This window comes from Rhodopirellula baltica SH 1 (assembly GCF_000196115.1).
Lineage (GTDB): Bacteria > Planctomycetota > Planctomycetia > Pirellulales > Pirellulaceae > Rhodopirellula > Rhodopirellula baltica.
Genome location: NC_005027.1, coordinates 6889823 through 6916571, shown reverse-complemented (window position 1 = coordinate 6916571; position 26749 = coordinate 6889823). Strand labels below are relative to the sequence as shown.

The following is a 26749-nucleotide window of genomic DNA, read 5'->3' as shown; positions in this document are numbered from 1 at the left end:
AAGAGGTTCTCAAATGAACAACGCCATCATGGACATGGTCGACAAGGCCAACCAAAAAGAAAACGCGCCCCAGTTCGATATTGGCGACACCGTGGACGTGCACTCCAAGATTTTGGAAGGCAACAAAGAGCGGATCCAAGTTTTCACCGGCGTCGTGATCGGCCGCAGTGGCAAAGGTGCTCAAGAGATGTTCACCGTTCGCCGCATCGTGGCTGGTGAAGGGGTGGAACGTAAGTTCCCAGTCCACAGCCCACGCATCGAAAAAGTCGAAGTCAAACGCAGCGGTGTCACCCGTCGCGCCAAGCTGTACTTCCTTCGCGATCGCGTCGGCAAGGCTGTTCGTTTGAAAGAACGTCGCCGCGTTTGATCGCCGCCCGCGACCAACTCAAAACACTCGCCAAGCTGCTCCGGTTCACCTGAGCAGCTTGTTTGCTGCGCGAATATGGAATTCATCGTCCCACCAACGGCGGCGCCCGGCTGACCACAGAATCCGTCTCATCTCGTAACCCGGCGAGGCTCTCGCCGGGCATCAGCAACAAACAACGTGATCCTGTAGCACGGTGGTCTCCACCGTGAATACGAGTGAGATTGCGCTCGACTCGGTGGGGGACCACCGAGCTACAGGTTGTTTCAACACACACGTCGACAGACGAAAACTCGCGATCCGTCCGCGTCACGCAGCACCAGCCCCAAGCCCGCAAACGGCGAAAGATTAAAGTTCCCGATTCCCCAAATTCTCGGCGGGGCCCGCCGAGCGACAAAACCATTGGTCCAAAAACAACCGGGCACGCTCCTTTGGAACGTGCCCGGTTGGACTTGTCAGCCGTGACTTGTTGCGTTGCTGAATCGATTTCCGATCAGGCCAATCCTTGGCCTCCACCAACCTTCTTCCTTGAAGGTGAGGGACTCCTGAGAAGAAGTCCCATTCTCACCGGGTTCGCTGCATCAGGCGATGCTTCCGTGCTGCCAACCCGCCAATCCTTTGGCGGAAAACGGTTCTCGCGGGACAACCGTGGGCAGCGAACCCGGTGGGAAGGGATCAAAACATTCGATTCATCAACATCCTCTCCGTAGTGTGGTTTCGAATCTCAAGCAACCAAACGATAGGCTTCGTCGCCTTCTTTGGCCGGGGCGTCTTGATTGCGGTCGCGAACGGCGTCCACGAACTCTTCGAAGATGCGAATGTCCAAGGCCGATGCGGCTTCGGATTCAGGGTGGAACTGAGTTCCCAAGGCAAACCAATCGATCATTTCACTTTCGATTGCTTCGATCACGCCATCGGGGCAACGGGCGGTGACTCGGAATCCAGGAGCGACTTCATCAATCGCCATGTGGTGACGGCTGGTCACGCGAATTTCGCCATCGCCATAAACTCGGCCGATCAACGAATCACTTTCGACATTGAGAGTGTGTCGGTGGTTGACGTCTTGAGCGTCAAAGTGTGGCACGGCTTCGGGCAAATCTTCTTTGATGTGCAAGAACAAATTGCCGCCTTGTTGGACGTTGATGAGCTGCATGCCAACGCCAATGCCAAAGACAGGCATGCGACGTTCGGCGATTTCCGCCATCAGCATACGGTCGCTGGTTTCGCGGGCAGCATCCATCGGATGAACGCTGGGGTGAAGCATGAATCCGTCGTTGCGGGGATCCAAGTCGCCGCCACCGATGAACAAGAAACCCTCGACAGCGTCCAAAACTCGGCTCACTGATTCTTCGTCAGCTTGCGGAGGAACCAAAACAGGAATCCCGCCTGCGTTAATGATGGCTTGATAGTAACCAGATGCGATGTAGGCGAACGCGGGGGTGCTACGAGCGGCGGCACGGAAGTCGGCGTTCAAACCAATCAGGGGCTTGCGCGTCATGAGAAGATCCTCTTCATATCGGCGTTAGGGGGCCCGCATGGGTCAAGCATTCGATGCAGCAGTCGGTTGCTAAATCAAATCGAGCGAGAAGCAATTCCGCAAGGACTCAGTCGCATGATGCCGCCTGCCAAACCTGCAGGGAAAAGGGCTCTCATGTGAGACACATCCAGCTTGAATCATCTTGAAACAGGCTGGTCGTTTTGCTTCCCGAACTTTTCCAATGAGGGACGTGATAAGCGGCGCGGCGACAGTGTCGCGTCTGATGTGCGGGAGATTAGAGGTCGAGTTTCACATAACCAAGCAAGAACGATATATTGTGAAAAGCCGACCTGGGCACACTACGGGTAGTGCTAGCAAAGGCCTTTTTTGCTAGCAAAACGTGTAATTCAACACACATTTCGGACTTTTTCACGCCCATTTAGTGGCAGACTGAGCCTATTCAGGAAAACGCTGGGACTTCCCGCATCTTAGAAGTGACTTCTCACCCACCAACGCGGATCCCAATCTGTCAAACGCCGCTCACGGATTGCCCCTTGCCGGCTCATTTCTGTCGACTCTCGCACCCTACCGATGGATTGAGTGTGATCTCACTGCCCCTTCAGGAGCCTTGATTTCGATGCGGCCTCTTGCCTCCATCGTTCCACTCGCCGATTCGTCGATCGCAGACAATCTGGTAACCTGTTTCGCGACTCGTTGTTCGACACACACCTTGAAAGCCCCCCTTTTCAAGATTCATTCATAGACGTGCCAAAATCGAAGGCTCGATTTCTCACGGGCTTGGGCACTGGAAGGACCGCAACTGTGCATTTTCCTGACGTCGCGTTGGCATCCATCGGTGTCACCATTCCCCGTGCACAGTGGACCAGCGAACAGATCGAAAAGGATTTGCAACCGCTGTACTCCCGCCTGAAGTTGCCCGAAGGTCGCTTGGCGATGATGAGCGGCATCGACAGCCGGCGCGTTTGGGAACCTGGCACCGTCCCCAGTGGCCCCAGCATCGAGAGCGGACGCAAAGCCTTGGAAGCCGCGTCCGTCGACCCGAATCAGATCGGTGCTCTGATCCATGCCAGCGTCTGTCGCGACTTCCTCGAGCCCGCCACCGCCTCACGAGTGCATCACGAACTCGGGCTCTCGCCAGACTGCTGGGTCTACGACGTTTCGAATGCTTGCTTGGGTGTTCTCAACGGTGCGGTCCAAATCGCTGGCATGATCCAGTCGGGAATGATCTCCGCCGGCATCGTTGTCGGAACCGAGAACAGCCGTCCGTTGATGGAAGCGACCATCGCATCGCTGAATGCCGACGATCAGCTCACACGAAAGACCGTCAAACCCGCCTTCGCATCGTTGACGATCGGCTCGGGCAGCTGTGCTTGGTTGCTGACCCACCGCGACCTCAACCCCGGCGCGACGATCCTGGAACACGCGATCGCGCGAGCCCACACGGCTCATCACCATCTGTGTCGTAGCGATCAGGACACGGCCGGGGCGGGGATGCAACCGTTAATGGAAACGGATTCCGAAACACTGATGGCGGAAGGAATCGCGACCGGCGTGGCGGCACTGAACGAACTGCTGCAACAATCGGGCTGGTCTCGCGACCAGATCGACCGTTCGGTTTGCCATCAAGTTGGTTCACGGCACCGAATCGGCATGTTGGAAGCGATGCAATTGCCAGAAACCAGAGACAGCGTGACCTTCCCGGCTCTTGGCAACACCGGATCAGTCGCTCTGCCATTGACCGTCGCCGCGGCGGCCGCGACCGGAGAATTGTCCGCCGGAGACCGCACCGCGATGCTGGGAATCGGATCAGGAATCAACAGCGTGATGATCGCCGCCAAATGGGGCGAAACCGCAGTCGCCGGCGATTGGGCAGGCTTGCTCGACGAACTGGCTCCGTCTCGACTAGCGAGCTGTTGATTGAATGAGCAGTACCGCGTTCGCGGCGGTAAGTCAGACGCCAATCGGGGCGAATGCGCATCGGCACTTACTTTACAAATTCACCCTCCCCTTGGAAGGGTCGAGCGAAGCGAGGGGAGGGCTACACACCGGGTTTTAGGTTCGCCCTCCCCGGCCCGACCCTCGCTGAGGGAGGGTGAAGCAATTGCCACTGGACGAATGCCCATCGGCTAAGGGTTGCCATTCGGTACACGACTGAATCAACAGGCTGCTAGCCGCTGCGACGTCCTGAGCGATCATCCCCCGAGATGTTTGCATCCCAGCTTGCGCCTTCGAAGGGTCCTTTCCGGGCCTGGAACCATGGGACTTCTGCCCCGAAGCGCATCATTTGCTTGCCGGAAATCGATTCTGGCGCTATGGTGAAAGCAGGCTGCCTCTTTCCTACTGACTTTGAGCGATCTCGATGAAACGCCATTTCCTCCCCCGACTCTCAGCGTGGCGGGTCGCCTTCCAATCCATTTGGCAACGTTTCTTCCACCGAGTGCGAACCAGCGGTTTGGCGATGTGCCTGAGCGCCGCCTTCGGATGTGTCCCCGTCGTTGCCCAAGAGCCTGCGGTTGCGGAAACACAGGTCGCTGAAACACCCGCTCAAGCGGAAACGGAAACGCCACCTCTACAACCGACTGCTGAAACGAAAACGCCTGATACGCCGGCAACAGATACGCCGGCAACAGAAACGCCGAAGACCGCTACCGAATCGGCCGACGAAGCCAAGATTGCCGAAGAACCAGCCTACGTTCGCGTTCACGAAGTCGACGGCAAACCCAATGCGTTGCAAACCGCAACGGTCCAGTTCGTTGGCCAGCCCGGGACACGGTATGACGGGGCGATTGTCGACTTGGTCGGCGTCGTTCACATCGGTCAAGACGAGTACTACACCGAACTGAAAGAACAGCTCTCCAAATACGATTCGGTTCTGTACGAGTTGGTTGCGCCCGACGGAACTCGCATTCGGCCCGAGGACCTTGAGGAACGTCGATCGATCTTGGCTTCGGTTCAAACCGGCATGAAAGACATGTTGAACCTGGAGTATCAACTGGAAAAGATTGACTACATGGCCGAGAACTTTCGTCATGCGGACATGAGCCCCGATGAGTTTGTCGAAGACCTCGAAAAACGCGGCGACAGCGTCTGGAAAATGATCGCGAGAATGCTGGGTGCCGGCATCGCTTCCCAAGCCAAAACGGGCGGCGACGCTGGTTTGTTGATGGCAATGTTCAGCGGGGAAGATCGTCCCAAGAACATGAAACGAGCGATGGCTCGCCAACTCGTCGACATTGAACTGGTGACTGCCGGCATGGACGACGCCAACGGCGAAAACACATTGATCAAAGGTCGCAACCGCAAAGCGTTTGAGATTTTGAAAGAAGAGCTCGACGCCGGCAAGGAAAACATCGCGGTGTTCTACGGTGCTGGTCACTTGCCAGACATGGCCGAACGTTTGGAAAATGACTTTGGAATGAAGGCCGTTCAAACAACTTGGTCCGACGCATGGGACCTCACCCGGAACTAAGCTCTTCACGCAAAACCGAAGCCCGCTGGGGCCCCAGCAGGCATTCACTCGCAACGGGCCTCTAAGCCAAACTCGGTGGAGGACCACCGAGCTACAGTTGCGGGACACTCTGCAAAGAGCGGCAAAAGCAATCAATCCGTAGCCTGCTGGGGCCCCCAGCAGGCATCCCAGCAACGTCACGCAAAGCCAAAACTCGCTTCAAGACAGCAGGCTTACATCAACAACCAGTATCACATTGGTCCCCAACGTGAACACGTGACGGACAGTGCAAAACTCGGTGGAGGACCACCGAGCTACAGTTGTGGGACACTCTGCAAAGAGCAGCAAAAGCAATCGGTCCGTAGCCTGCTGAGGCCTCCAGCAGGCATCCCACCAACGTCGCGCAAAGCCAAAACTCGCTTCAGGACAGCAGGCTTACATCACAACCAGTATCACTTTGGTCCCCAACGTGAACACGTGACGGACAGTGCAAAACTCGGTGGAGGACCACCGAGCTACAGTTGCGGGACACTCTGCAAAGAGCAGGAAAAGCAATCGGTCCGTAGCCTGCTGGGGCCCCCAGCAGGCATCCCAGCACAACTCGCTGGGAGCCCCAGCGAGCAACGTCTAGGTTCGACTCATACTACGGACGCAGGATATCGTTGTTGCGTTGCACGCGTTCTTTCTGCTCGGTGTAAATCTTCGGCAGGCTAGTGGGCAACGACTTCGGAGCCAACGATTTCTCCGGAGCAAAGTCTCGTCCCCGGACGGCTGATCCAAGCGGTGTTGTCAGCGAATCATCGATCGTCTTCAGATAAGCTTGCAACTTCCACGCAGGAATGACTGTCACACCGTTCTCAGTTGCTTCCGCCTTGGCCTTCCCAACCGCAGCAATCTCGCTGGCATTGTCCGCTTGATCGTCCAGTTGTTCCGCTTCGCCGATCACCAGGAAACGAACGCTGCTGTCAAACGTGCCTTCGCGAGTTCCATCGGTACGCAGGATCGCGGCGACTTCAGCACCCGCGGCACGGATCATCGAAGAGATCTCCGTGGTATCAGGTCGGCTGTCGTCGTCGATGTCGATGTTGTCCATCAACGCGATCTTCACGCGACGTCCAGGCGACCAGAACGGTGAGTAGATTTGGTCACCAGGAATGATCGGATAACGGATCTCGGGGAACGCCACCACGCGAGCTTCGGCGCGGTGATCGCCCAACAACTTGGTGACCTGAATCGTCGCTTTGATCTTCGCATCCTGCAGACGCGTTTCATCGCCGTCGATGACACCAAACGTAACACCAGGAGTCAGTTCATCGGCCGATCCCAAATTGATCGTGACGACATTGCCATCGCGATAAACGTAGCTGATCAAACCCTGCGTGCTCTCGAAGTTGGTGCTTCGCAGCCGCACGAGTTCTTGCCGTTGGTTTTCGATCGTGTTGGACAATCGGCTTTCCAACTGCTGCAAATCGTTGATCTCGGCGGTGACTTTGTTTCGGTACGTCGTGAACTCAGCGATCTTCTTTTGCAGGCTGTCGCTGGTTCGTTCCGTCGTCAGCTTCATTTGCTGGCGATCTTCGGCGAACTTGGTTTGTTCGGTTTCCAATTTCTTGTTCGCATCGTCACGGCTTTTCTCTGCCACTTCCTGTGCTTTCAAAGCCACTTCGATGTCGCTGTCGGCCTGCGAACGAATTTGAGTCGCTTCATCACGAGCTTGGCTGTACTGGACGTTGCGGTTGCGAATCGCGTTGACCAAGAAGTCCGGGAGCGCAGGATAGTTGCGGTTTTGCGGATCAACCTCAGGGCCGAACAACGCCATGTCACGAGCAAAGTTCTGCTCGATGATCTCCATTTCAGGATCGTCACCGCTGCTCGACGTCAGCTGGTCGAACTGAGCCTGGCTCAATCCTCCCACGCCCAGCATCGCCTTCATCAAAGTTGCTTCGCTTTGCATTTTCCGCAGCTCGCCGTCTTGAGTCTGCAGCCTTTCCTTGGCACCCGCTGCTGTCTCAGCTTGCGTGTCGCCCCAACTCCAAAAGAAGAAGTTGAGCGCCAAAGAAAGCACCAGGAAAATCAGGCTGGCAATCAAGCTGCCTCGGATCACTGAATCGTCGCGTGCGGCCATGGGGGCGGTGAAGAGTAGGAGGAGATGGAGTGCCCGTGCGAGGGCAGTCGGACCAACTTGGGTCGCATTCGTTGCGTGTTGACTCTACGAACAGGGACCACCGATCAGTTCGGAACGGCGGACCACCTGCCTCTGCAAACAGCGATTGTATTCAGAGATGACCGGAAACGCATCTTTTTGACACACAAATCAGCCTGAAACTGTCCGGGCGATCGCGCAAACCCGCCGGTCTGCTCCGATTTTGACGGCGAAAGGCTCCCCGAACCGGCCGAGGGAACCCCATCCCCCCGAAAACCCACCGCAGAATATCACGGCTCCACCAACAACCTGTAGCACGTTGGCCCCCAATGTGAACACATGACGGACAGAGCGGAACTCGCTGGAGGACCACCGAGCTACAGGTTTCATCCCTCCAGCAAAGCCTGACTAGCTACAAGACTCCGTAGCCTGCTGGGGCCCCCAGCAGGCAATCACGCGCAACATGCTTCCACCCAAAACTCGGTGGAGGACCACCGAGCGACAGATTGCGGCTCGCCCCAGAATCAACTCGCTGGGGGCCCCAGCGAGCGACAGACCGCTTCCGGCAAAGCGCCGTTTGACTGGCACAATCGTTTGCGATTCGCTGCTCAACCCGTCGACTTCGCCCATCCAAACTGCCCGATTTCGATCGATCGCGGTATGCTCTCGGCTGCCCAAGCCCACGTACTCTTCTCGACGCCTCGCCACCTTCTTCGCGATTCCCATGGCCAAATCCCGACCTCGCCCCAAACAGAACGACGACGACCAAATGCTGTTCAGCGGGTTCGACGAGGCCCCCGCTCCCCCGGCCGCCGGCTCATCCGCCGCAAACCAAGTCGCTGAGTCCGCGCCCGCCGTGACATCGTCTGTTCCGACCACTCCCGACGCCGCTGAATCCCAGCCCGCCGCTCAAACGCCCGCGAAAGAACGCGATCCAGACAAACTGTCCGCCACGCGAGGATTCACCCCCAGCCCCAACGCAGCCACCGTCCCATCGGTCGCTGGCACCGGAGTGACGCCACTGCCAACCAGCTCCGCTCAACAACCGCGCGAGTCATCGGCATCCGAAGCCGCCCCCAAAGACGCCACTCAATCCGGCCCACGAGCCGATCGCGAAACGACCGAAGAACGCAAGCAGCGACACGACGCGGTCCGCATCGCGGACGACGCCTTGCCCGCCGTGCTGCAGAAGCCCATCCCGGAACCCACCGACGATCCTATTCCAGACCTGACTGACAAATTGGTCGTCGTCGTTGACGCTCACTCGTTGATCTACCAAGTCTTTCACGCGTTGCCGCCAATGACCAGCACCGGTGGACTGCCTGTGTCGGCCGTCTACGGGTTCGTCGGCGACATGCTGGAATTGCTTTCTCGAAAGAACCCGGACTACTTGATCGCTGCGTTCGACAAAAGCGAAGTCACGTTCCGCAACGAGCTGTATCCCGAATACAAAGCCAACCGGGACTCGATGCCCGACGAACTCCGCCAACAAATCCCGCTGATCCGCCAAGCCATCGACGCGATGGGAATCGGCATCATCGAGCAATCTGGCTTCGAAGCCGACGACCTGCTCGCCACCGTCGCCGCGAAAGTCGAAGAGGCCGGCGGCCGATGCTTGGTCGTGACCAGTGACAAAGATTGCCGGCAACTGATCAGCGACCAAACCAAGATCTACAACATCCGCAAAGATCAAGAGATCGACGCCGCGGAACTGTTCGGGTTGTGGGGCATCCGGCCCGACCAAGTCGTCGACTATCAGGCCCTCGTCGGTGACCCAGTCGACAACGTCCCCGGCATCTCATTGATCGGCCCCAAGATCGCCCAGCAATTGCTCGAAACCCACGACACGCTGGAAGAGATCCTCAACAACGCCGAATCGATCTCGGGAAAGAAACGCAAAGAGAACCTGATGAACGGCCGCGAAGCCGCGATGATGTCGCGCGAGTTGGTCGAACTCAAACGCGATGTCGAATCCCCGATCCCTTGGAACCGATGCGTTCGCTCGGCAGCCGATCTCGAACGAGTCGACGCGTTGTTGCAAGAGTTTGGCTTTCGCCGATTGCGAAGCCGCGCCGCGGAATTGCTGGGCGGCGAAGCACCCGTCGAAGAACCCAAACCGGCTTGGGAATCTCGCTACCAAACGATCACCAACGAAAGCGAACTGAAAGCACTCGCGGTTGAACTCGCCAAACAAACCGTCCTGGCCATCGACACCGAAACAACCAGCACCCACGCGCGCGGATGCGATTTGGTCGGCATCTCCATCGCATGGCAACCAGGCGAAGCCGCCTACATCCCCGTTCGTGCACCCGATGGTGACCCGGCGATCAACGAACTCATCGTCATCGAAATCCTTCGCGATGTTCTGGAATCATCCGCGATCGAAAAAGTCGGGCACAACCTGAAGTTCGACGTCATCGTCTTGCGATCGGCCGGCGTTCAGCTCGGCGGCATCACGATGGACACCATGGTCGCCGACTACTTGCTCAATTCCGGAGGCCGCAACCATGGGCTGGATGATCTCGCCCAACGCAGACTCGACCACACCAACCTGTCGATCAAAGACTTGATCGGAACGGGCAAGAAACAAATCACGATGGACCAAGTCCCCGTCGACGACGTTTCGCCCTACGCCTGCGAAGACGTCGATGTGCCCATTCGGCTTGCACCGACGCTTCGCGATGAACTCAACGAATCCGGTTTGGATGGATTGTTCGATGAAGTTGAAATGCCGCTCACCGAAGTGCTCGCCGAAATGGAATTCAACGGCATCCACGTCAACGCCGACACGTTGGCAAAAATGAGCGAGCGGTTCGACAAAGACATCGCGGACCTGCGAGCGTTGGTGTTTTCCGCTGCCGGACACGAGTTCAACCTGGACAGCCCTAAGCAACTCGGTGTGGTGCTGTTCGAAGAACTCGGGCTGCCGGTGATCAAAAAAACCAAGACAGGTGTCAGCACCGATGCGGATGTTTTGAGCCAATTGGCTGTCAACCATGAAATCGCCGAGCACGTGCTGCAGTATCGCCAAGCCACCAAACTGAAGAACACCTACATCGACGCGCTGCCGCAATTGATCTGCGACAAAACCGGACGTGTCCACACGTCGTTCCGGCAAGACGTCGCGGCAACGGGACGCCTCAGCAGCAGTGAACCCAACCTGCAAAACATCCCCATCCGAACCGAACAAGGCAAAGCGATCCGGGCCGCGTTCACAGCTGGTCGCGAGGGGTGGTCCTTGCTCGGTGCCGACTACTCACAAATCGAACTGCGTGTGCTGGCCCACTACAGCGGTGACGAAGCCCTGATCGGTGCCTATCACGACGACGCCGACATCCACACGCGAGTCGCTGCGGAAGTCAACGGAATCGAAGAATCCGAAGTCACCAGCGATCTGCGACGGATCGCCAAGACGATCAACTTTGGAATTGTGTATGGTCAGAGCCCGTTTGGATTGGCCAAGACGCTCGGCATCAGCAACGACGAAGCCCGCGATTACATCGAGTTGTACTTCCAGCGATACTCGGGCGTCGAAGCGTTCATGATGGACACGTTGGCCCGCTGCCGTAATGAAGGCTACGTGGCAACCATGTTGGGTCGCCGTCGTGAGATCAAGGGTGTTCGAGACCTCGCCAAGCTTCCCGAATCGAAACGCCGCAGCCTCACGGAACCGGAGCGCATTGCGATCAACATGCCCATCCAAGGCACCGCCGCCGACTTGATCAAGCTCGCCATGTTGCGAGTCCACGAGCAACTCAAGCAAAGCGATTTGCAAGCACGTCTACTTTTACAGATCCACGATGAACTGTTGCTTGAGTCACCCGACGAAGAACTCGATGCTTTGTCCGACACGATTCGCGAAGCCATGACCAGCGTCATGGAACTCGACGTGCCCCTGAAAGTCGACGTCGCCCACGGACGAACCTGGGCCGATTGCTAGACCCAGGTGTCTACAAACCTGTAGCACGGTGGTCTCCACCGTGAACGCAGCCCTCTAGCGAACACCTCACCAAGCAAACACCCGCCCAAGTCAGCCGGGTGTTCCGAAATCGTTTGCTGCCGCAACTGCCCCGCAGTCGAATCATAAACCCAATTCAAATCGGCAAACACTCGAACACAATTCGAAGGTGCAGGCGAATGCTATTGAAGCCCTTCCACAATCGTAAACTGAGTGATTTCACCGGTTGGTGGATCCTCTAATCTCACGGTGACACTAATCGCTTGCAAATCGCTCAAGAAGGGCGGTGGGCATTCCTGGAAACTTGAATCGAATCGACCTGAGTCGATGCGCCAGGCCCCCGCCCCGCCACGAGGAGTCTTTGTAAGCCCACTCGCATCGTTTAGAACCCAAGTTGTTCCAGACGGCGTGCCACCGGTCAAACTGAGATCGGATCGTTGAGACTGATCGAACCCGTCTGCCTCGTAACCGTCCGTCCATGTGTCGTACGTCGGCTGGAAGTAGACGATGCTTCCCGCAGTACCTCGGTGCACCAATTTGCCGCTGTATTTCAAACTGTCCAATCCATTGGTTGGAATCGGAAACGCAGAGTAGCTCGAATTCAAGAATGTCGTGTAGTTCCGAGCCACTTCGGCGTCAGCGACGACCGGAATTGGTGGAGTAGATACCTGGCCCGAACTTGCCATCAAGCTTTGCAGAGGTGTTCCATTCAAATAGGGATAGCACAAATCGACGAAGCCGCCCTGTCCGACTAGCGCGGCAAAGTGACCAGGCGATTTGCTGTAAGTATTTGATGGAGCATTGTCACGCAGATCGAGAATATCGAAGCCAGTATCGTTGTTTAAAGTCAGCAACGCGGAGATCCCAATGTCATTGACTGTGATCGTTTCGTCATCGCTTCCAACCGTACCCAGCTCACTCGAGAACTGTAAACCGACTGTATCGGTGTCGTCTGCCGTTCCGGAGAGGTCATCATCAAACCCAGCTACACCAGGCGCTTCATCCATTCCAGCGGTGGCAAAGATCGGCGCTCCTGGATCGAAGCCTCGCAGATCAAACGAAAGAATATTGGATGCAATAACGTCTTCTCCAGTACGATCCCAGCGCGGGTCATTGGTCGAGACGTATTCGCGATGCCAATGCGAGACGGGAACCGCAGGATTCGGACGTGGATTGGGATCACCCAACTCAAACTCAGGAAGCAACCATCCGTTGAACAATCCGAACAGTTCGCCACTAACCGAGTTGAACGTTCGGGAACTAGGATGCGCACTGGGAAACCATCCAGGTGCAGTCGCATTCGGCGGATCCAACCGGGAATCGTCTGCTCCCTGCCACGACGTAAGAGCATCGTTGCCACCGAGTGCTAACAACGGCATCGAGGTTGCGTAATCGCTCCGGTCTTGGAATGCACCCGCTGTCTGACCACGTCCAAAATATCGACCTGGATAGCGAACGTGCCCAAAACGATTATGAGGATAAACCAAATCACTTAGCGAATTGGCAGCAACAAAGTTGGTTGGTTCACCCGTGTCTGGATGAATCACTCGACGCAACGAGATATCGAAATATTGGTGCATTGGAGCCATACCCACCAACCAATTGCTTTGGCGAACTTGAGCTGAGTCGGTGGCGCTGCCAGGAGCAACATAGTTAGGATAAGTGGCCTGCCCGATCGGATAGATCTCTGCGAGCCCGGCCGGAACGGCTCCGGGGTCATTTACGTTCCCGTTCATAGGCCGCAAGTAGGTTGTCTCAAATCCACTACCCGATCGACCGTTCGCTGGCCCACCATCGCGAACAGTCGATGGACCTGTGCCGAAGGGAAATTCGAGCCGGCCCTTAACGTTCAAGTCAGGACGCACCAATAAGATCCGCTGCCGCAAAACAATCCGATCCGGTGCATAGTTCCGATCAACGTCTTCGAACAAGGGCATCTTGCTTGGGCTTGGGAGCCAAGTGGGATCCGATGGAGATGCTGGCGTAGTGGCAATCCGCAACTCATTTTGATTCTTATCAAGATCCCAAACTGGCGAGGCCCAGATAATAATTTCCGCTCTCTTAGAACGTATGATCCGGGGCTCCATCGGATCAGCGGCCGTATCGTCGACTAAATAGGCAGGAACCTTCCCGGTGAACCAATCTTCGCCTTTTGCCTCTGCGGTGAAGGCAATGTAATCATCAAAATCGCCATACCGCGACAATCTTCTGTATGTCGGACCGTTCTCGAGTGCATTGAAACCAGCTGACGAAGGCGTATCGATATCACCGCCAGTCGTCTCCTGAGTCGGTTCAGCACCAAACAAGCCGTAAGTATGTTCGGTCAGCGGACCTTCGTAGTAGGTGAAATAACCTTGACCACCGACCGGGGAAATTGGTGGCCTCGCATCTACAGTTCGTGAGTACAGGTCGTTTCGGATTCGAAAGCTAATACCACGCAACTTACTACTCAAAGAGACCTGACTACGCCCCTCCTTCATCGACCGGCCAATGACCGCGAAGGCTTTACCCAACGCCGCCATCAACAACAACGTCACCGTCATCGCGATCATCAATTCGACCAAGGTAAACGCAAACCTTGCCGGCAATTTCTTCATTTGGCAATTCATGTTTACGTTCCTATTCCAATATCCGTGACAGTTGAATGGTTTCCAGTGCGTTGTTCACTTCACCTGGTCGGTACATGACCGGTTTACTGCGATCAATTACAAAGAAACCCTTCGGACGAGAAACTTCGCCCATTGTTTGGCCAACTTCTTGTCCAACTTCGAGCGTCGCACCATCAACTTCAAAGTAGCCAACAGTTACCCACACAGCGAAAACGTTGGACTGATCCGTCGCCATATTGGAAAGACGTGTCATACCGAGCTGCTGGTGAACAACGCTGCGCTCATGATTCTGAGGTGCGGTCACTGCAGGATCTGTCGATTGTCGTTGGAAGATCGGCTTGCCTTCCTGTACTGCACCGTCTCGAACGAAATCGCGACGCATCAAACCGTTGTCCGATGGCTGCTTTTCCTGACGCACGATAGGTGTGTAGGGTGGACCAGTCGAATCGTGAACCTGGCCGGAAGGCTCCGCTGGGTCAACAGTCTGAGTCCGCATGCTCTCCAGCGGTGCGATTTGCCCGTACATCGCCGAGCGAAAGACACCCGCAAACTGGGTCGGGATGTTCTTGTCAAACGATGGTATCTGGGCTGTCCCTGGATTGTCGTCATGATCGAAAGTTTGTAGAGGTTGCGTCCCTGAAACAAACCAGTTGTTCGCCCGAGCAGGAGCGACACTATCTGGTGTATAGCCTCTTCGATTCCTCAAGAACTCATCCCAGAACGCTCCCTTACCTACGGGTAGGTCGTTGTTCAAAGCGGGGTCCAGTTCGCCAGGCGTAGAGAAGCCTGCCATCAATGACTTGTAGACCTTCACACTCTTAATGGTGTTGAGGTTTATCAGACCATTTCGGTAGAGCTTGCTCTTGAAACCAAACGGCGGCCGAAACCCTTCCGTGAGGATGTCATTGGTCCAGAATCCGTTGTACGCACCATTCGACGCGGGATTGTTTTGCCAAACTCCGGCCCCACGATTCCATCCATACGATGGCGCTGGATTAACAAGGTCCCAACTTCGTGGATCAGCATTCACGACGTTGGCTCCGCTGATCGTACCAAGTGTGCGGAAGTCAATTCTTGGTGAGAACAACGACTGTTCACCCGCAACCTGGACATTGTCTTCCGGCGAAATGAAATCGACATCAAAGTCAAATGGTGGTGGAACCTCGACCCACTCCAACAGTCTCCAAAAGTTCGGCGAAGGCCACTTTTCTGGAATCTCGGGATAGGGCGATGTCATCGCGGGCATGCTGCTCGGCATCCCCACAAAGCCATTGGCAGACGAAGGGTCATTCGGCAACCAAGGATAGTCAGGTTTCGTCGTCCCTCCCGACGTTTCGTAGGTAGCCGGCTCGTATGCAAACACGTTCGATGACGACGAGAAGAAGTTCCACAGATGCGTGAACCTTTGATTGAAGTCGTATCGCGACGGCTGCGTTGGAGTCAGAGGTGCGGGAACGGCAGTTGGAACCGGGGGTGCCACTGGATTTGCGCCACTGATTGGCTCGGTGTTGTAGAGCGACCGATATTGATCGGAGGTCACTGCACCGACCGCCGAACCAAATTCCATTCCCAACCTACCCGGCGAACTAATTGGCACCCACATCAACTCCTCAGCCGATACGAACGGCCGGTTGAGCCAAAGCACGCTTGCCGGGAAACCGTTGTACGGCTGTCCGACAAATGGTGAGAACGTTGACTGGGCCGAGTTGTAAACTGTACCCGGCGCAATCGGCCCCTGGCGCCAACGTGGTCCGTACGAATGATTCAAATAACCAAGAGTGGTTGAATGAGTCGTCCGATCACTAGGATCCGCGTTATAAACCGTCGCAGCATCTCGATTCAGGTTCGCCGCAAAAAACACTGATCCAGCAGTTGCTTCGTCCTGCGGTGTGACAGTCGTCACTTCCGGCGGGTAAGTGTTAACGCTGTGAAGCAGATTTTCGAAGTTAGCTGATGTTGCGTCTTCAATAACGGTCTTCCCGGTCTTGTAACGGCTCGCAAAGTTCTCCTGCGGATCGTTCGTATACGGATCTTCATCAACTGGATCCTTCCAGACCGGATTCCCACCTGTGTCCGTCAGCGAAATCTCATTCTCATCGCTTCCGTTGAACACCGTCAAATCAATAGTGATGTAGTCGACGGTGATGAACGGGTTCATCTCTGCGTGATAGGGCTGCGTTGGGTCTGCCAATCGCTGCAGATAAGCAGTCTTGAAATGCTCACGAGTACCAGTCAATTGCCCGGTCGCACCAAATGCTCGGTACAACTCCGACATCTCAGGGCGATCGTCAAATGGACGGTCTGGGAACAAACCCGTTCCGCTATCAAAGTTTCGATAAGAATCGACAGGGAAGTTCAAATTTGGATTGAGCGATTGGGTAGGCTCCAAATAATACTGTCGACCGACCGGAGGCGTCTCATAAGGCAATGGCTCTGACACGTTGACACCAATCGGCGTCGTAATGTTTGTCCAAGAATCTGGAACATCAGCAGCAGCCTGGATACCGATGACCTGCTGGATAGAAGCATCCTCTTGAGGTGCATTCGGATCGTCATAAATAGGAGTCGTCAGAGTCCCATCGATCTCACGATGCACAACTTGATGTGGAGACAAATCGATTCGTTGGGGCGACTCGTAGTCCGCTCGATCAACGGCGGGGCCGTCCGTAGCCGGATCATGGGTTGGCGTTCCAGCGTGATTCTTTTTCGCTCCGATGTACGTCTGCGGACGAGGACCGATCACCGCGTGTTGGCCACCAGCGAGATAAACACCACCATTGTCGTAGTCTCCATTCACATATCGGTTGTAGAACACCTGACCAGCATCGGAAATATCAGCCAAGGTGGTTGCCATCGCGGAAGGGTCGACGTTGTTCGCGAAGAAGATGACGCGGTCGATCGCGGTCGCAGCCTGATCAGCAGACAACGGATCAAAGAACCGAGGTTGAGCAGGATTCAGTGTCGCGGTGTCGCGATCCATCGCTACTCCAGCAGTAGCTGCTGCAGCGACTGCTCCACTACCGACCGGTTGCAACAACAGATCAGCAGACCCTTCATGATGTGGTGCCGTTGCCGGGTTGGTTCCGCTCGGCGCACGATTCCGCACCGCAGATGTCGAAGACTGAACATCGGAATCAGCTGAGTGGAACTCACTGATGGCCACACGCCATACAGGAACGTCATTGCCCGGTGCCTTTCGGTTCAGATCCAACGCCCACGGGTCCCAGGGCTGCTGAGCACCAAGATGACTGTACAGTTCCGGTGGATACGCCGACGCATTCGCAACCGGATCCACTTCACTGCCCGGTGCGAGTGGCACTTGTGGGCTGCGAGTGTTTCTTAACTCGAGGAACAGCGACCCCTGTGGAATGCGCCATTGATCCAAATCTGCGTCTCCGCGGGTTGCACTCCCATCCGTTCCTTGCAGTGATAAATCGCCACCACCGGTATCAAGATTCGTATCTCTGACTCGACGGTCATGAAACGCGAGCGATTCCTCCAACGACAGCTCGGGACGCTCGAGTCCCCACACCGTCCGGAAGGTCGTGTTGTCCATCAAGTTGACATCCCATCCATCGAATGGATTGGGGTCGTAGTCAAAACGTGTCATCACAGCATCCGCATCTCGGAAATCAGCCACATTAGCTGCCCACTGAGCGATTTTCATCGCACGATACTCTTGATTGAATCGTTCTTGACGTGCAAGCAGATTCTCATCAACTAACGTCATTGTGTCGTCTGTAGGCAGTGGGTCTCTGTAGAACGGCGAATTAAACGTAGACAAATCGGGATAGGAGTGCGGGAAATCAAAATCCACACCTCGATTGGCATCCCGGATCAACATCATCGCCAAGACATAAAGGTGACGCGCGAACTGGGCCCGAGCGGTCACGTTTCGGGGACTAGACGCTGCGTTATTTGTGATCTGCGGGTTCAGCAACTCACCGGCTGCGGCGAGACCACGAGTTGATGAAACTGGAGTCGTCGCTCCTCCGTCGCCCAAATAGTGAGTCTCAATAAACTCAGCGGTTGAGATCGCACCATTGAGAACGCGTCCGTTTTGGTCATCGTCGACGACACCGTCGCCGTCGTCGTCAAAACCATTCCCAAACGGCCGGTTCAAGTTGAATCGGCGACCCGCACGAAGCTCTTCGGGCATCAGCTCCCACATGACCGCATTGCGAGCATGGTCCAACTCCACTGCCGGCGTGGTATGTGGAAAGACAGCAAGCTGCAGCAACTGCTGAGGGCTAGATGCCGAAGTAGCCATCGTTGTGTCTTCGAAAAACTCTGGTGGCAAACTTCCTTTGACCGTCGCGGCGCTAACCGAATGAGTCGTCATGGAGTCAGCCAATGCCTTCCTTAATCCTTGCAGTGACTCATACTCAGCGGTGGTAACGGTACCGTTTCCGTCGAGGTCAGGATTGTTGTGATAATCTTCGATCAACTCAATGATTCGATCTGACAGCATATCACGGTCAAACGAATCAAATCGAAGCAGTGGCTCCAAATCGGCAAAGGTATAGGGCTTATCTGGCTCACTCGAAGCGGTGAGATCCATCTCGTAAGGGTCGTCAAATGAATCACCTGCCGCAGCACCGCCATTGGATACGATCGACGACGTCCCCCCAACAACCAACTCACCGTTCACCCCAAGACCGATCGCACCTCGGCCATAAGCATCGACTGGCAGACCTTGCGGATTGATGACTTGATGAAGGTTTGGACGATTGGGATTCCGAAGCGTACCCAGGAAGTCATTCCCATTTCCAGTTATCGGATCAACGAGATACCCAGGCACTGCAACGACTCGTCCATAACCCGTATCTCCCATATCTGCGTAGGCACGAGCACGACCGACAACGCTGGAGAAAACGCCAAGACGTTCACCGAGCAATCGCTGCGGTCCGCGCATCAAATTGTCAGCGTTGTAACTCGCCAAAGGAGTTCGTTCGGTGACCGAAATCGGAGTCGTACCGATAGGTGTGAACAAGGCTCGGATATCGATCTCAGCTGGACCATAACCCCAGCCGCTTGGGAGACCGGTCTCCAACAGGTAACCGCGGTTCGGCGGTGCGGGAACCTGCGTGTACACCCGGGCGGGCGATTTCACCGCATTGCTCGTAGGCTGCGAAATCGGAGCGAGGTGCTGAACAGCTCCAGCCAAATCATTCGTGATCGCGTTTCTTGCCTGAGCAATGTTCCCCGCCAAATTGACGTTCACTCGTCCGCCGAGGTCTTCAACCAAATAGCTGACCAAAGGCTTGATGAGCTGTCCTTCGCGACTTTGTGTCAGCGGCAGCCCCGCATCGATCCATACTCCATCGACAACACCGTCACCGTTGTTGTCGACATCCCATGAATCAATGACACCGTCGCCATCATCGTCGCGTCCTGCCAATGCACGAGCAATCGCAAGCACTTCGGCAAGACTTGGATTATTGAAATCGATGGGCTGATTCAATCCGGGAGTGTTATTGCTTCCGGTGAACTTCGAGTAATCCAGACGTTTGACCCCCACTCCCCGATCTGCGACAGCAGCAGGAACCATTGGGTCATTTTCAATTGGCAACGGCCGGAGTGTTGATCGCTGCATTGCCACCAACATTCGCTGCAAGCGAACCGTATCCATTGTCCCGTCTTGATTGTTGATGATCCAATTCAACAATCCAGGACGCACGAACGACGGCGCAGCCTCGCCAAGAATCGAATCGGTTGGCATGTAGCTGAGCCACATGTTATTAAAATCGGGCGCATCGTACGGTTCGTCAGTGTCGCCGGGCGGCAAATCCTGGAGAAACGATTCCAAAGGCGTTGTGGCAAACTCATCGCGTGCCAAACGATGAATTGCATAGTGACCTTGCAATGCGACAGGCACATCCGAACCACGGCGAAGTGGCAGTTGCTGCAAACCCAAAGTTGGCCAAGCGATGTCATCATTTGGGTCGAACGGGCCATCGGGAACTTCATAGGGGATGCCTGTCACCGGCATCGCTTCCATGTTGCTCGCAACACCTTTTTCAATCCGAGTAATGTTTAAATCGGTCGAAACGACTTCGTTCAAGTTGAAGGGGCGGAGCGGGTTATTTGTTCCAACGGTGCGTAGGCGGTCCATTCCCATCAGCTGATTGACGCCTCCTAACGGATTGAATTGCCGACGAGGGCGGTCCCACCCAAGCCCAGGCCCATTCAAAATCCGACCATTCATGTAGAAGCGAGCGTAAGGCAACGCTCCGTTCGGCAAAGACGCCAGATTGGAATCGTAGTCATAAAACAAACGATCGACTCGGAATGCCGGGTCAGCCAACCATTCGGCCAGCGACTGTGTTACATCGCCAACGGTAACCGGGGAATTTTTGTGATCACGGATATCGATCACAACTTGGCCGGACAATTGATCTCGGCCGTAAGGTGCACCTCGGTGATCCCCGAAGTACCGGGCGACCGAGAATGTCAAACCTTCGAGAGGCCCACCGAGAAAGGTGAGCAACCGACCATTCAACTCATCATCATGCGGAAAGTTTGGAGTTACATAGTTGGTGGGATCCAAGGGCAACTGCGTGACAGTTCCCCCATAGCCTGGGTAGCGTCTTGTCGGCTCATTGTCATTTCGACGATGCGGATAATCCGACAGATAATCATTGACCCCAGCCACTGTCAGCGGATACGCCGCCGCGGCGCCTGCTTGGTGCGGTGACTCAAGGTAAAGAAGCGTCGGAAAACGTATAAACTGCCCGCCGAGTAGGGAAGCAGGAGCGAGATCATCTCGGCTCGTAGCCGACCGTATATAAGTATCAACGGGTGCGACGCTGGCTTCGATGGCATCTCGCATCCCGTAGAGGTCACCCAGCAGATCGTGCCCCCAAAGAGACGACTCTGGACCTGTAGCACCGACGAGAATTTTCTTAATCGCGTCGTCGACAAACTTCGCACCGTCCAGGTCAGCCGCTTCCGAACGCTGGATGCTGTACGCTGCGCTGCGTTGACGGGATGTAAAAACGAGGTAGCTGACACCGAGAACACTGAAGAGAGTCAGCATCCCAAGGACGACGAGCAACACGATCCCCGAGCGTTGATCCGGTGGGCAAAAGCCGACCGGTGTCGATAGTTTGTTCTTTTGAGTCATGTGTGTACTCCCTGCATTTGGAGGCAGGTCATTACGAATAGAGAAGAGAGAGGGCAGAGGGGTTTCGCGACTCATTCGATTACCACCTCTGATTCGACTACCGACACAGCCCCACTGACAATCGTGCAGTAGGTATCGTCGATGTGAGTTACATTGCCGCTTGATTCATCCTGGAAGGTCCAATCAGGACCGTCCAAAGTCACTGTGCGACGCCAGACTTCTGGGTTCGTGTTGCTGTCTGAATCATTCCAGCCAGCTCCAAAACCTCCACCGTTGATAAAACCATACTGTGGCTCATCAACTCGCAATACTCGATACCACCGATGAACGGCTGGGCCTTGGGCGGACATACCAAGCGTCAATGGACCGCCACCGACTTGGTGTGGCTGACGAGACAGCATCACCCATTCACCCGTGCGGATTTCGGAGTCAACGGAAGCAGAACCATAAAGTTCCACCTCACCGCCGGCACCGCCGACAAAACCAATCCAATTCCCAACCCAAGCGATTCGTTCGCCGCGAGGATTGTCATCCGAATCATCAGCCGCATAACTGCGTTTCTGCAGTGCAAGCGGGTCATCCAGTCGCTGAGGCACTTCAAGGGAACGCTGGCGAACAACAACGATTGATTGGCGATAACTATTGCCACCCAAAAACGGTGGAACCAATGTCGCAAACCAGGTGTACTCGCTTGAATTGGTCGTCCCTGAATCCGTTGTCACACCACTTGTCATCACTGTCTTGGTCAACAGAACCGAAGCTGGATCCGAAGGCTTGCTGCCATCAACCACGGACAGTCCACCTGAACCTCGGAAAACGTGTTCGGCGTAGGCGCGACTGATAATTTGATGACGGTACACGGGAGTTGTTTCAGCAAACATTTCTGATCGCAATGTTGCTCTCCACATTCGCGGCGACATTGGGAACGGCATCTGTGGCCGGTTCGGTGGAACCGGGCCTGATGCGACTGGCCCATTGGACGCCCTGACCGGATCATTTGGAGGCGTGAGAATCTTGTACCGCTCGTTGTAGTAGGGGAATCGGCTGAAGTCATAAGCCGAATCAGTGTTGGCCGTCGCGGCAAAAGGACTTGCTGAAACGTTGTCCGCATAGTTCCCATTCGCTGGAGTGGAGGGGCCAGGAAGCAATGTTCGAAGATCAGGCATCCCCAACGGGTCAATGCAAATCCCGGCCTGAATCCCTGCCTTCGAATCGGGATGACCATAACCAGGCGAGCTCAGCTTTTCCTTTTCCTCGCTTGGAAAACCGCCAACAATCATCGCATCGCGAATCGACAGGACCTGGCCGGTTAGTGTTTCGCCAGGTGCTCCGGGCGAAGTCGAAACGGGTTTGTAATAGATCACCAACTTATCGAGGTCATGGAATTTCTGGGCAGCACCAATTGCTGCTGCCGCTGTCGATTCACTGATACTACGATCCAACTCCATCGCTGACTTAGCATTGTCAGATGCAATCGGAATCAAAGCAGCGAGTCCCAACAGTCCTGTCAGGATGACCCCCATGGCAAACACTGTTTCCATTAGCGTCACGCCACCACGCAAACCACGAATCAAAGTATTTCGGTTCATAAGGTTGCGGCACCGTGTTCGATTTTGATTCAACGAATTCATCATCAGTTCGACCCCAAGTCACGAGCTTCGACCGCAGCCGTGCGAGCGGCTCCGATCACTGACCGAATTCGCAATCGCTGGTTGGCATTGTTGCTAGGCGGTCCCGGCGGGATCATCTGAGCCTGATTCACGAAAGGATTGGTCCAAGACGACGCCACCACTTCACCATTGCGTGACTTAATGGTCACCCAAATACTTTCATCGCTAAGCAACGGCGTCGTTCCGTCATCTGCATCATCCGCAAACGGTGAGCCGTCGGTGTCTTCAAGTTGGTCATTCGGATCCACCTTCAGGTCACCCGAACGGCCCACTAGAAAGTGAATGTCACCCAAGACCGGAAGCTCCTGCAGCAACAGAGCACCACTCACTCGCTGAGTTGCCAGCACTCGACTGACCTCTCCTCGTGCTCCAAACAAAATCCAAATCGAACCATAGTCAACGACTTGTGATCGATTCGTGGCAACGGTGAACGGCAACGCCGTTGAGTCGACATAGTTGCCTTCGATCTCCATTGGCGAAAACTCGTTGCCAAAGCGACCAATCCCGGAACTGGTTAGATCAATCGTTGCCCCCTGTGACAGCTCAGTTGGCATCGCGATCGCAGGCGTAGGCGAACGAAGAATACGGAACGGAACCTCTTGATTGTGAAAACGACGAAAATTGGCGTTTGCCTCAATCCTCTGCAACGTTAATAAGACATCGCTCGTTCCGGTGAGGCCGATACCAGTAATCTGCGCGGGCATACCGTTGTCACCGAGCTGCACAATGTCGCCTGGATTGATGAGCGTCCGCTTGTTCGGATTGACGCTTATGTCTCGTGCAGAACGCAACAACTGAGATGCCTCACCGGGAACCAACATTGTCACCGTGTCAAACTCCACTCCCGCAGGGTCGAATCCGACAGAGATCAAACCTCGAGTTCCTAAGCCTTCACCCGAATAGGGAGCTGGGGTCGTCGCAAAACGCATGCGAATGGCTTGGCTTCGATCGAGAGGGCCTCGCCCACCAATGCGATCAATGATGATGCCACCTCCACCACCTGTCGCAATCGATCTTGCTCGTGCTTCTTCGATCACAGACTGCAACAATGTTGCCGAACGAGACACTTGCTGTTCACGAAGCGTATTCTTGATTGTTGGAAGAGCAATGCTGGTCAACAGGGTGATGATCGCGAGTGCAATCATCAATTCGACAAGCGTAAACCCAGCACGAAGAGCGACTCTTCTCATCTTTGCAATAAACATGATCAGAACCCCAGTACTGGATAAATGTTGTCAGCTGAATTGTCCGTCCTGTCTCCGTTGACATCGGAAACCGCCCCTAGTCGCTGAAGAAGTGGGCGTGGGGAATCCGCCCCAGTCCCCACGACGTTCAAGGTGAAGAACGGATCAGGAAAGAAGACAGCTCGATTGAATTGTCGCACGCTACCATCCCGCGCGTCCGCGACGCGTAGGCTTGCAACGAAGTCGTCCCCAACCGTCTCACGGCCAGTCCCAGGACCTGAGGTTACGAGATCAAACTCACCGTCACTTCCGGCGGACACAATCATCGGTCGCACCGCGTAGGTGAGCTTGTCGACCATGATGCTATTGCTGTTCGTTCTCGGATCGACCAAATCATTGGTCGTCGACGCCAAATCGTAGTCGTACTCTGACCGATAGCGTGGATCCATTCGAAGCAAGTCCAACGGATCATCTCCGCGATTGCGAATGATCGCGGCAAGTTCACCTACGGTTGGCCAAGCGGTTGAATCAGATTCGTCTGCAGCCCAACGGTTCTTCAAATAGAACCCCGTGGGCCAACGCATCCAAAGAAGTGGGACACCCCAGGAATCAACAATTTCAGGCATCCCATCTTCGTCTGTGTCCGCGATATCACGTGTCCTCAACTGCTTCAGCAACGGCTCCCCATCGAGTGTTGAAGAAGCGAAGATCTGATAAAGGCATTCGGCACTTTGATGCTCAGGAGTCCAAAGATCCCAAGCCGCGGCCCATGTCCCGACATTCAATGTTCGCATCACACGTTGACGATAACGCTGAGATGCCAACGCACGGGAATTTTCGGGAGCGACCGCAGGAGCCACCGGCGGTTCAACTGCGTTGGTCCGGTACGGAATAGGCGCAACGTTCGGAGCACCGCTTCGACCTGAACCGACATCCATGTCAGCCTTGTTGTTTGGCAAGATCGCTCGCAGCCAGTCTCGTTTAAAGATCAGCTGAGCATGACTCACCGCCTCACCATCCCGAACATTGCCCGGCATAGCGACGCGCCTTTGAGATTCGTCCTCGTAAAGTCTCAAGATCGAAAGATTCAATCGGTCGATCATTGCCTTCGCACGTGTGTCCTGAGCCTGTCGCTGGGCTCCGGACAAAGCGATCGCCACCATTCCGCTGATGACGCTGATGATCACGAATGACACCAGCACCTCAACCAAGGTGAATGCGTTGCGATTGGAGGTTTTAGAAAACATAAGAAAAGGCTTTGCCGAGTGGCGAATGACTGATGCGATAACAGGTTCTATGGAAGGTCCGAATCGAGTGTCGAAGTCGAGAAGTTAGTGATATTGTCCAGCATTGGCCGGGTGGTGTACGGCGACGACCCGCCCATCTTTTCGTAGGCATAACCGTCCTGATACCTATCAACACTCGACAGGTTTGCTGGCGTCCCGCTGATTGCAGCCGGAAGTCCGAACGGGTTGTAAAACTGACCAGTCGTGAACATTGGTAAGGCCGTGACATACGAACCCGATCCTTGCGGTACAAAGATCCCGCCAAAGTGGTTATCCCTTCCTGCCGATACCAATTGGAAGCGTTTGGGTTCCACGAACTCGTAAGCTCCAGCAGCTACCACAGGCAGTCCAGCAAGCGTTGACTTCGGCGTTGTGTCTTGTTGAGCGGAGACAAAAACCTGAGCTGCGCCCACATCTTGCAAGTCACCCGGTGGCGAATAGACATTCATCAGGTGTTTCGATCCAGCTTGTTGCCAAGCCCAACTTCCTTGAGCGGCACTCCCCAGTGCGTACTGGTAATTGTCCGCAGAAAAGTATGCGACCGGCAGTTCACTCACGCCAGGAAACGCAACGGGAAAGGGATCCGGCAATTGAGCAAATCCCAAAGCATTTGCAACGCTCTCGTCGTCGGAATACGCGTATGGAGCGGCCAGCCCCAGCGGATTGAATGTCCCACTGCCATCGACAACGATGACGCTGTTCCGAGCCGACCCAAAGTCGAAGAAAGCATTGTCACGATCAGAATTAAACTGAAACAACTGGTAGTCAGTGTCTGATGCGGTGGTCGGATAGCTGGCCGAGGCAACCAATGCCAACGGACCACCTTGTCCGGTGAATGGGCGTTTCTTGTCGCTGGAATAACCACCGAGACAAAACACCAATGCCTCCGCGCGATCCATCGCATGGGGATAGTGAGCAAACGCTGAACTAGTTCGCGGATCGGTCACGCCGCTACCACCACAACGCGCCAACGAATCATTCACGTGAGTGAACTGGGCGAGGATCCGCAACTCAGTGTCGTTGATGTCTGGAAATGCTGTTCGAAAGTGTCGCTCAACATCTTTCCACTGATAGAAGTCCGGTGGGTAGTCACCATATTTCAGGTTGTAGGCGGCCAGAGCTTGGTCGATCACATCGACTTCCATTCGGATCGCAGTGTCGCGAGCAGTGCCAATCGCACCGGTGATGGCCGGTATAAGGATCGCCGACAAGATGCCAATGATCCCGATCACCACCAGCATTTCCACCAGGGTGAAGGCGGAGCGGGTGGTGGGTGCCACGCGGGCGGGCTGATGGAGATTGGTTCGAGCGTTCATCGCTACTCTCGGAACGGGGAATGGTGCTGGCGGTTGTCCGTTCCACTCATGGAGCGAAACCGACGCGGTGCGGATGAGGTTGAAAAAGGTTTGTCTCGTCGACCGACCGGCACTCTCGCGCCGGTCGGGCTGTTTCAATTTGGCTGC

12 protein-coding genes are annotated in these 26749 nt (G+C 55.3%); 4 read left to right on the top strand and 8 right to left on the bottom strand.

The window, feature by feature from the left end:
• The first annotated feature begins 13 nt into the window (after positions 1-13).
• Positions 14-367 carry a 50S ribosomal protein L19 gene (rplS, locus tag RB_RS26670; protein ID WP_007329361.1) on the top strand — a complete coding sequence of 118 codons (354 nt, stop codon included), beginning with the start codon at positions 14-16 and terminating at the stop codon, positions 365-367.
• Between the two features lie 721 nt (positions 368-1088).
• On the opposite strand, the gene RB_RS26660 is transcribed toward rplS, so the two are convergent.
• Positions 1089-1862, bottom strand: a complete 774-nt coding sequence (locus RB_RS26660) for a gamma-glutamyl-gamma-aminobutyrate hydrolase family protein (protein WP_007329364.1) — start codon at positions 1860-1862, stop codon at positions 1089-1091.
• Between the two features lie 801 nt (positions 1863-2663).
• On the opposite strand from RB_RS26660, the gene RB_RS26655 reads away from it, so the two are divergent.
• Both RB_RS26655 and RB_RS26645 read left to right on the top strand, forming a co-directional pair.
• The gene (locus RB_RS26655; RefSeq protein WP_164922567.1) at positions 2664-3779 is read left to right on the top strand and encodes a 3-oxoacyl-ACP synthase III; all 1116 of its coding nucleotides are present in this window, start codon (positions 2664-2666) and stop codon (positions 3777-3779) included.
• A gap of 520 nt (positions 3780-4299) precedes the next feature.
• Positions 4300-5331 carry a hypothetical protein gene (locus tag RB_RS26645; RefSeq protein WP_164923059.1) on the top strand — a complete coding sequence of 344 codons (1032 nt, stop codon included), beginning with the start codon at positions 4300-4302 and terminating at the stop codon, positions 5329-5331.
• Between the two features lie 622 nt (positions 5332-5953).
• Here RB_RS26645 and RB_RS26640 read toward each other — a convergent pair.
• Complete coding sequence (locus RB_RS26640; protein ID WP_007332518.1) at positions 5954-7435, bottom strand: hypothetical protein; 1482 nt, start codon at positions 7433-7435, stop codon at positions 5954-5956.
• A 742-nt stretch (positions 7436-8177) separates the two neighbouring features.
• Here RB_RS26640 and polA point away from each other — a divergent pair.
• On the top strand, positions 8178-11393 hold the full coding sequence (polA, locus tag RB_RS26635) for a DNA polymerase I (RefSeq protein WP_164922564.1): 3216 nt from the start codon (positions 8178-8180) through the stop codon (positions 11391-11393).
• A gap of 200 nt (positions 11394-11593) precedes the next feature.
• Here polA and RB_RS26630 read toward each other — a convergent pair whose 3' ends face one another.
• From RB_RS26630 to RB_RS26605, 6 genes are all read right to left on the bottom strand, one after another.
• Entirely contained in the window at positions 11594-14020 is a 2427-nt protein-coding gene (locus RB_RS26630) for a PilW family protein (RefSeq protein ID WP_007332515.1), read from the bottom strand.
• 10 nt (positions 14021-14030) lie between these two features.
• Positions 14031-21146 (bottom strand): hypothetical protein, encoded by a 7116-nt coding sequence (locus RB_RS26625; protein ID WP_164922563.1) that lies wholly within the window; start codon positions 21144-21146, stop codon positions 14031-14033.
• 71 nt (positions 21147-21217) lie between these two features.
• A complete protein-coding gene (locus RB_RS26620; protein ID WP_231846014.1) occupies positions 21218-22735 on the bottom strand; it encodes a hypothetical protein in 1518 nt (505 codons plus the stop codon).
• Between the two features lie 44 nt (positions 22736-22779).
• Positions 22780-24021, bottom strand: a complete 1242-nt coding sequence (locus RB_RS26615) for a pilus assembly FimT family protein (RefSeq protein ID WP_011123905.1) — start codon at positions 24019-24021, stop codon at positions 22780-22782.
• 2 nt (positions 24022-24023) lie between these two features.
• Positions 24024-25247 (bottom strand): type II secretion system protein, encoded by a 1224-nt coding sequence (locus RB_RS26610; protein ID WP_007332511.1) that lies wholly within the window; start codon positions 25245-25247, stop codon positions 24024-24026.
• 47 nt (positions 25248-25294) lie between these two features.
• Positions 25295-26602, bottom strand: a complete 1308-nt coding sequence (locus tag RB_RS26605; protein ID WP_007332510.1) for a type II secretion system protein — start codon at positions 26600-26602, stop codon at positions 25295-25297.
• Positions 26603-26749 lie beyond the last annotated feature (147 nt).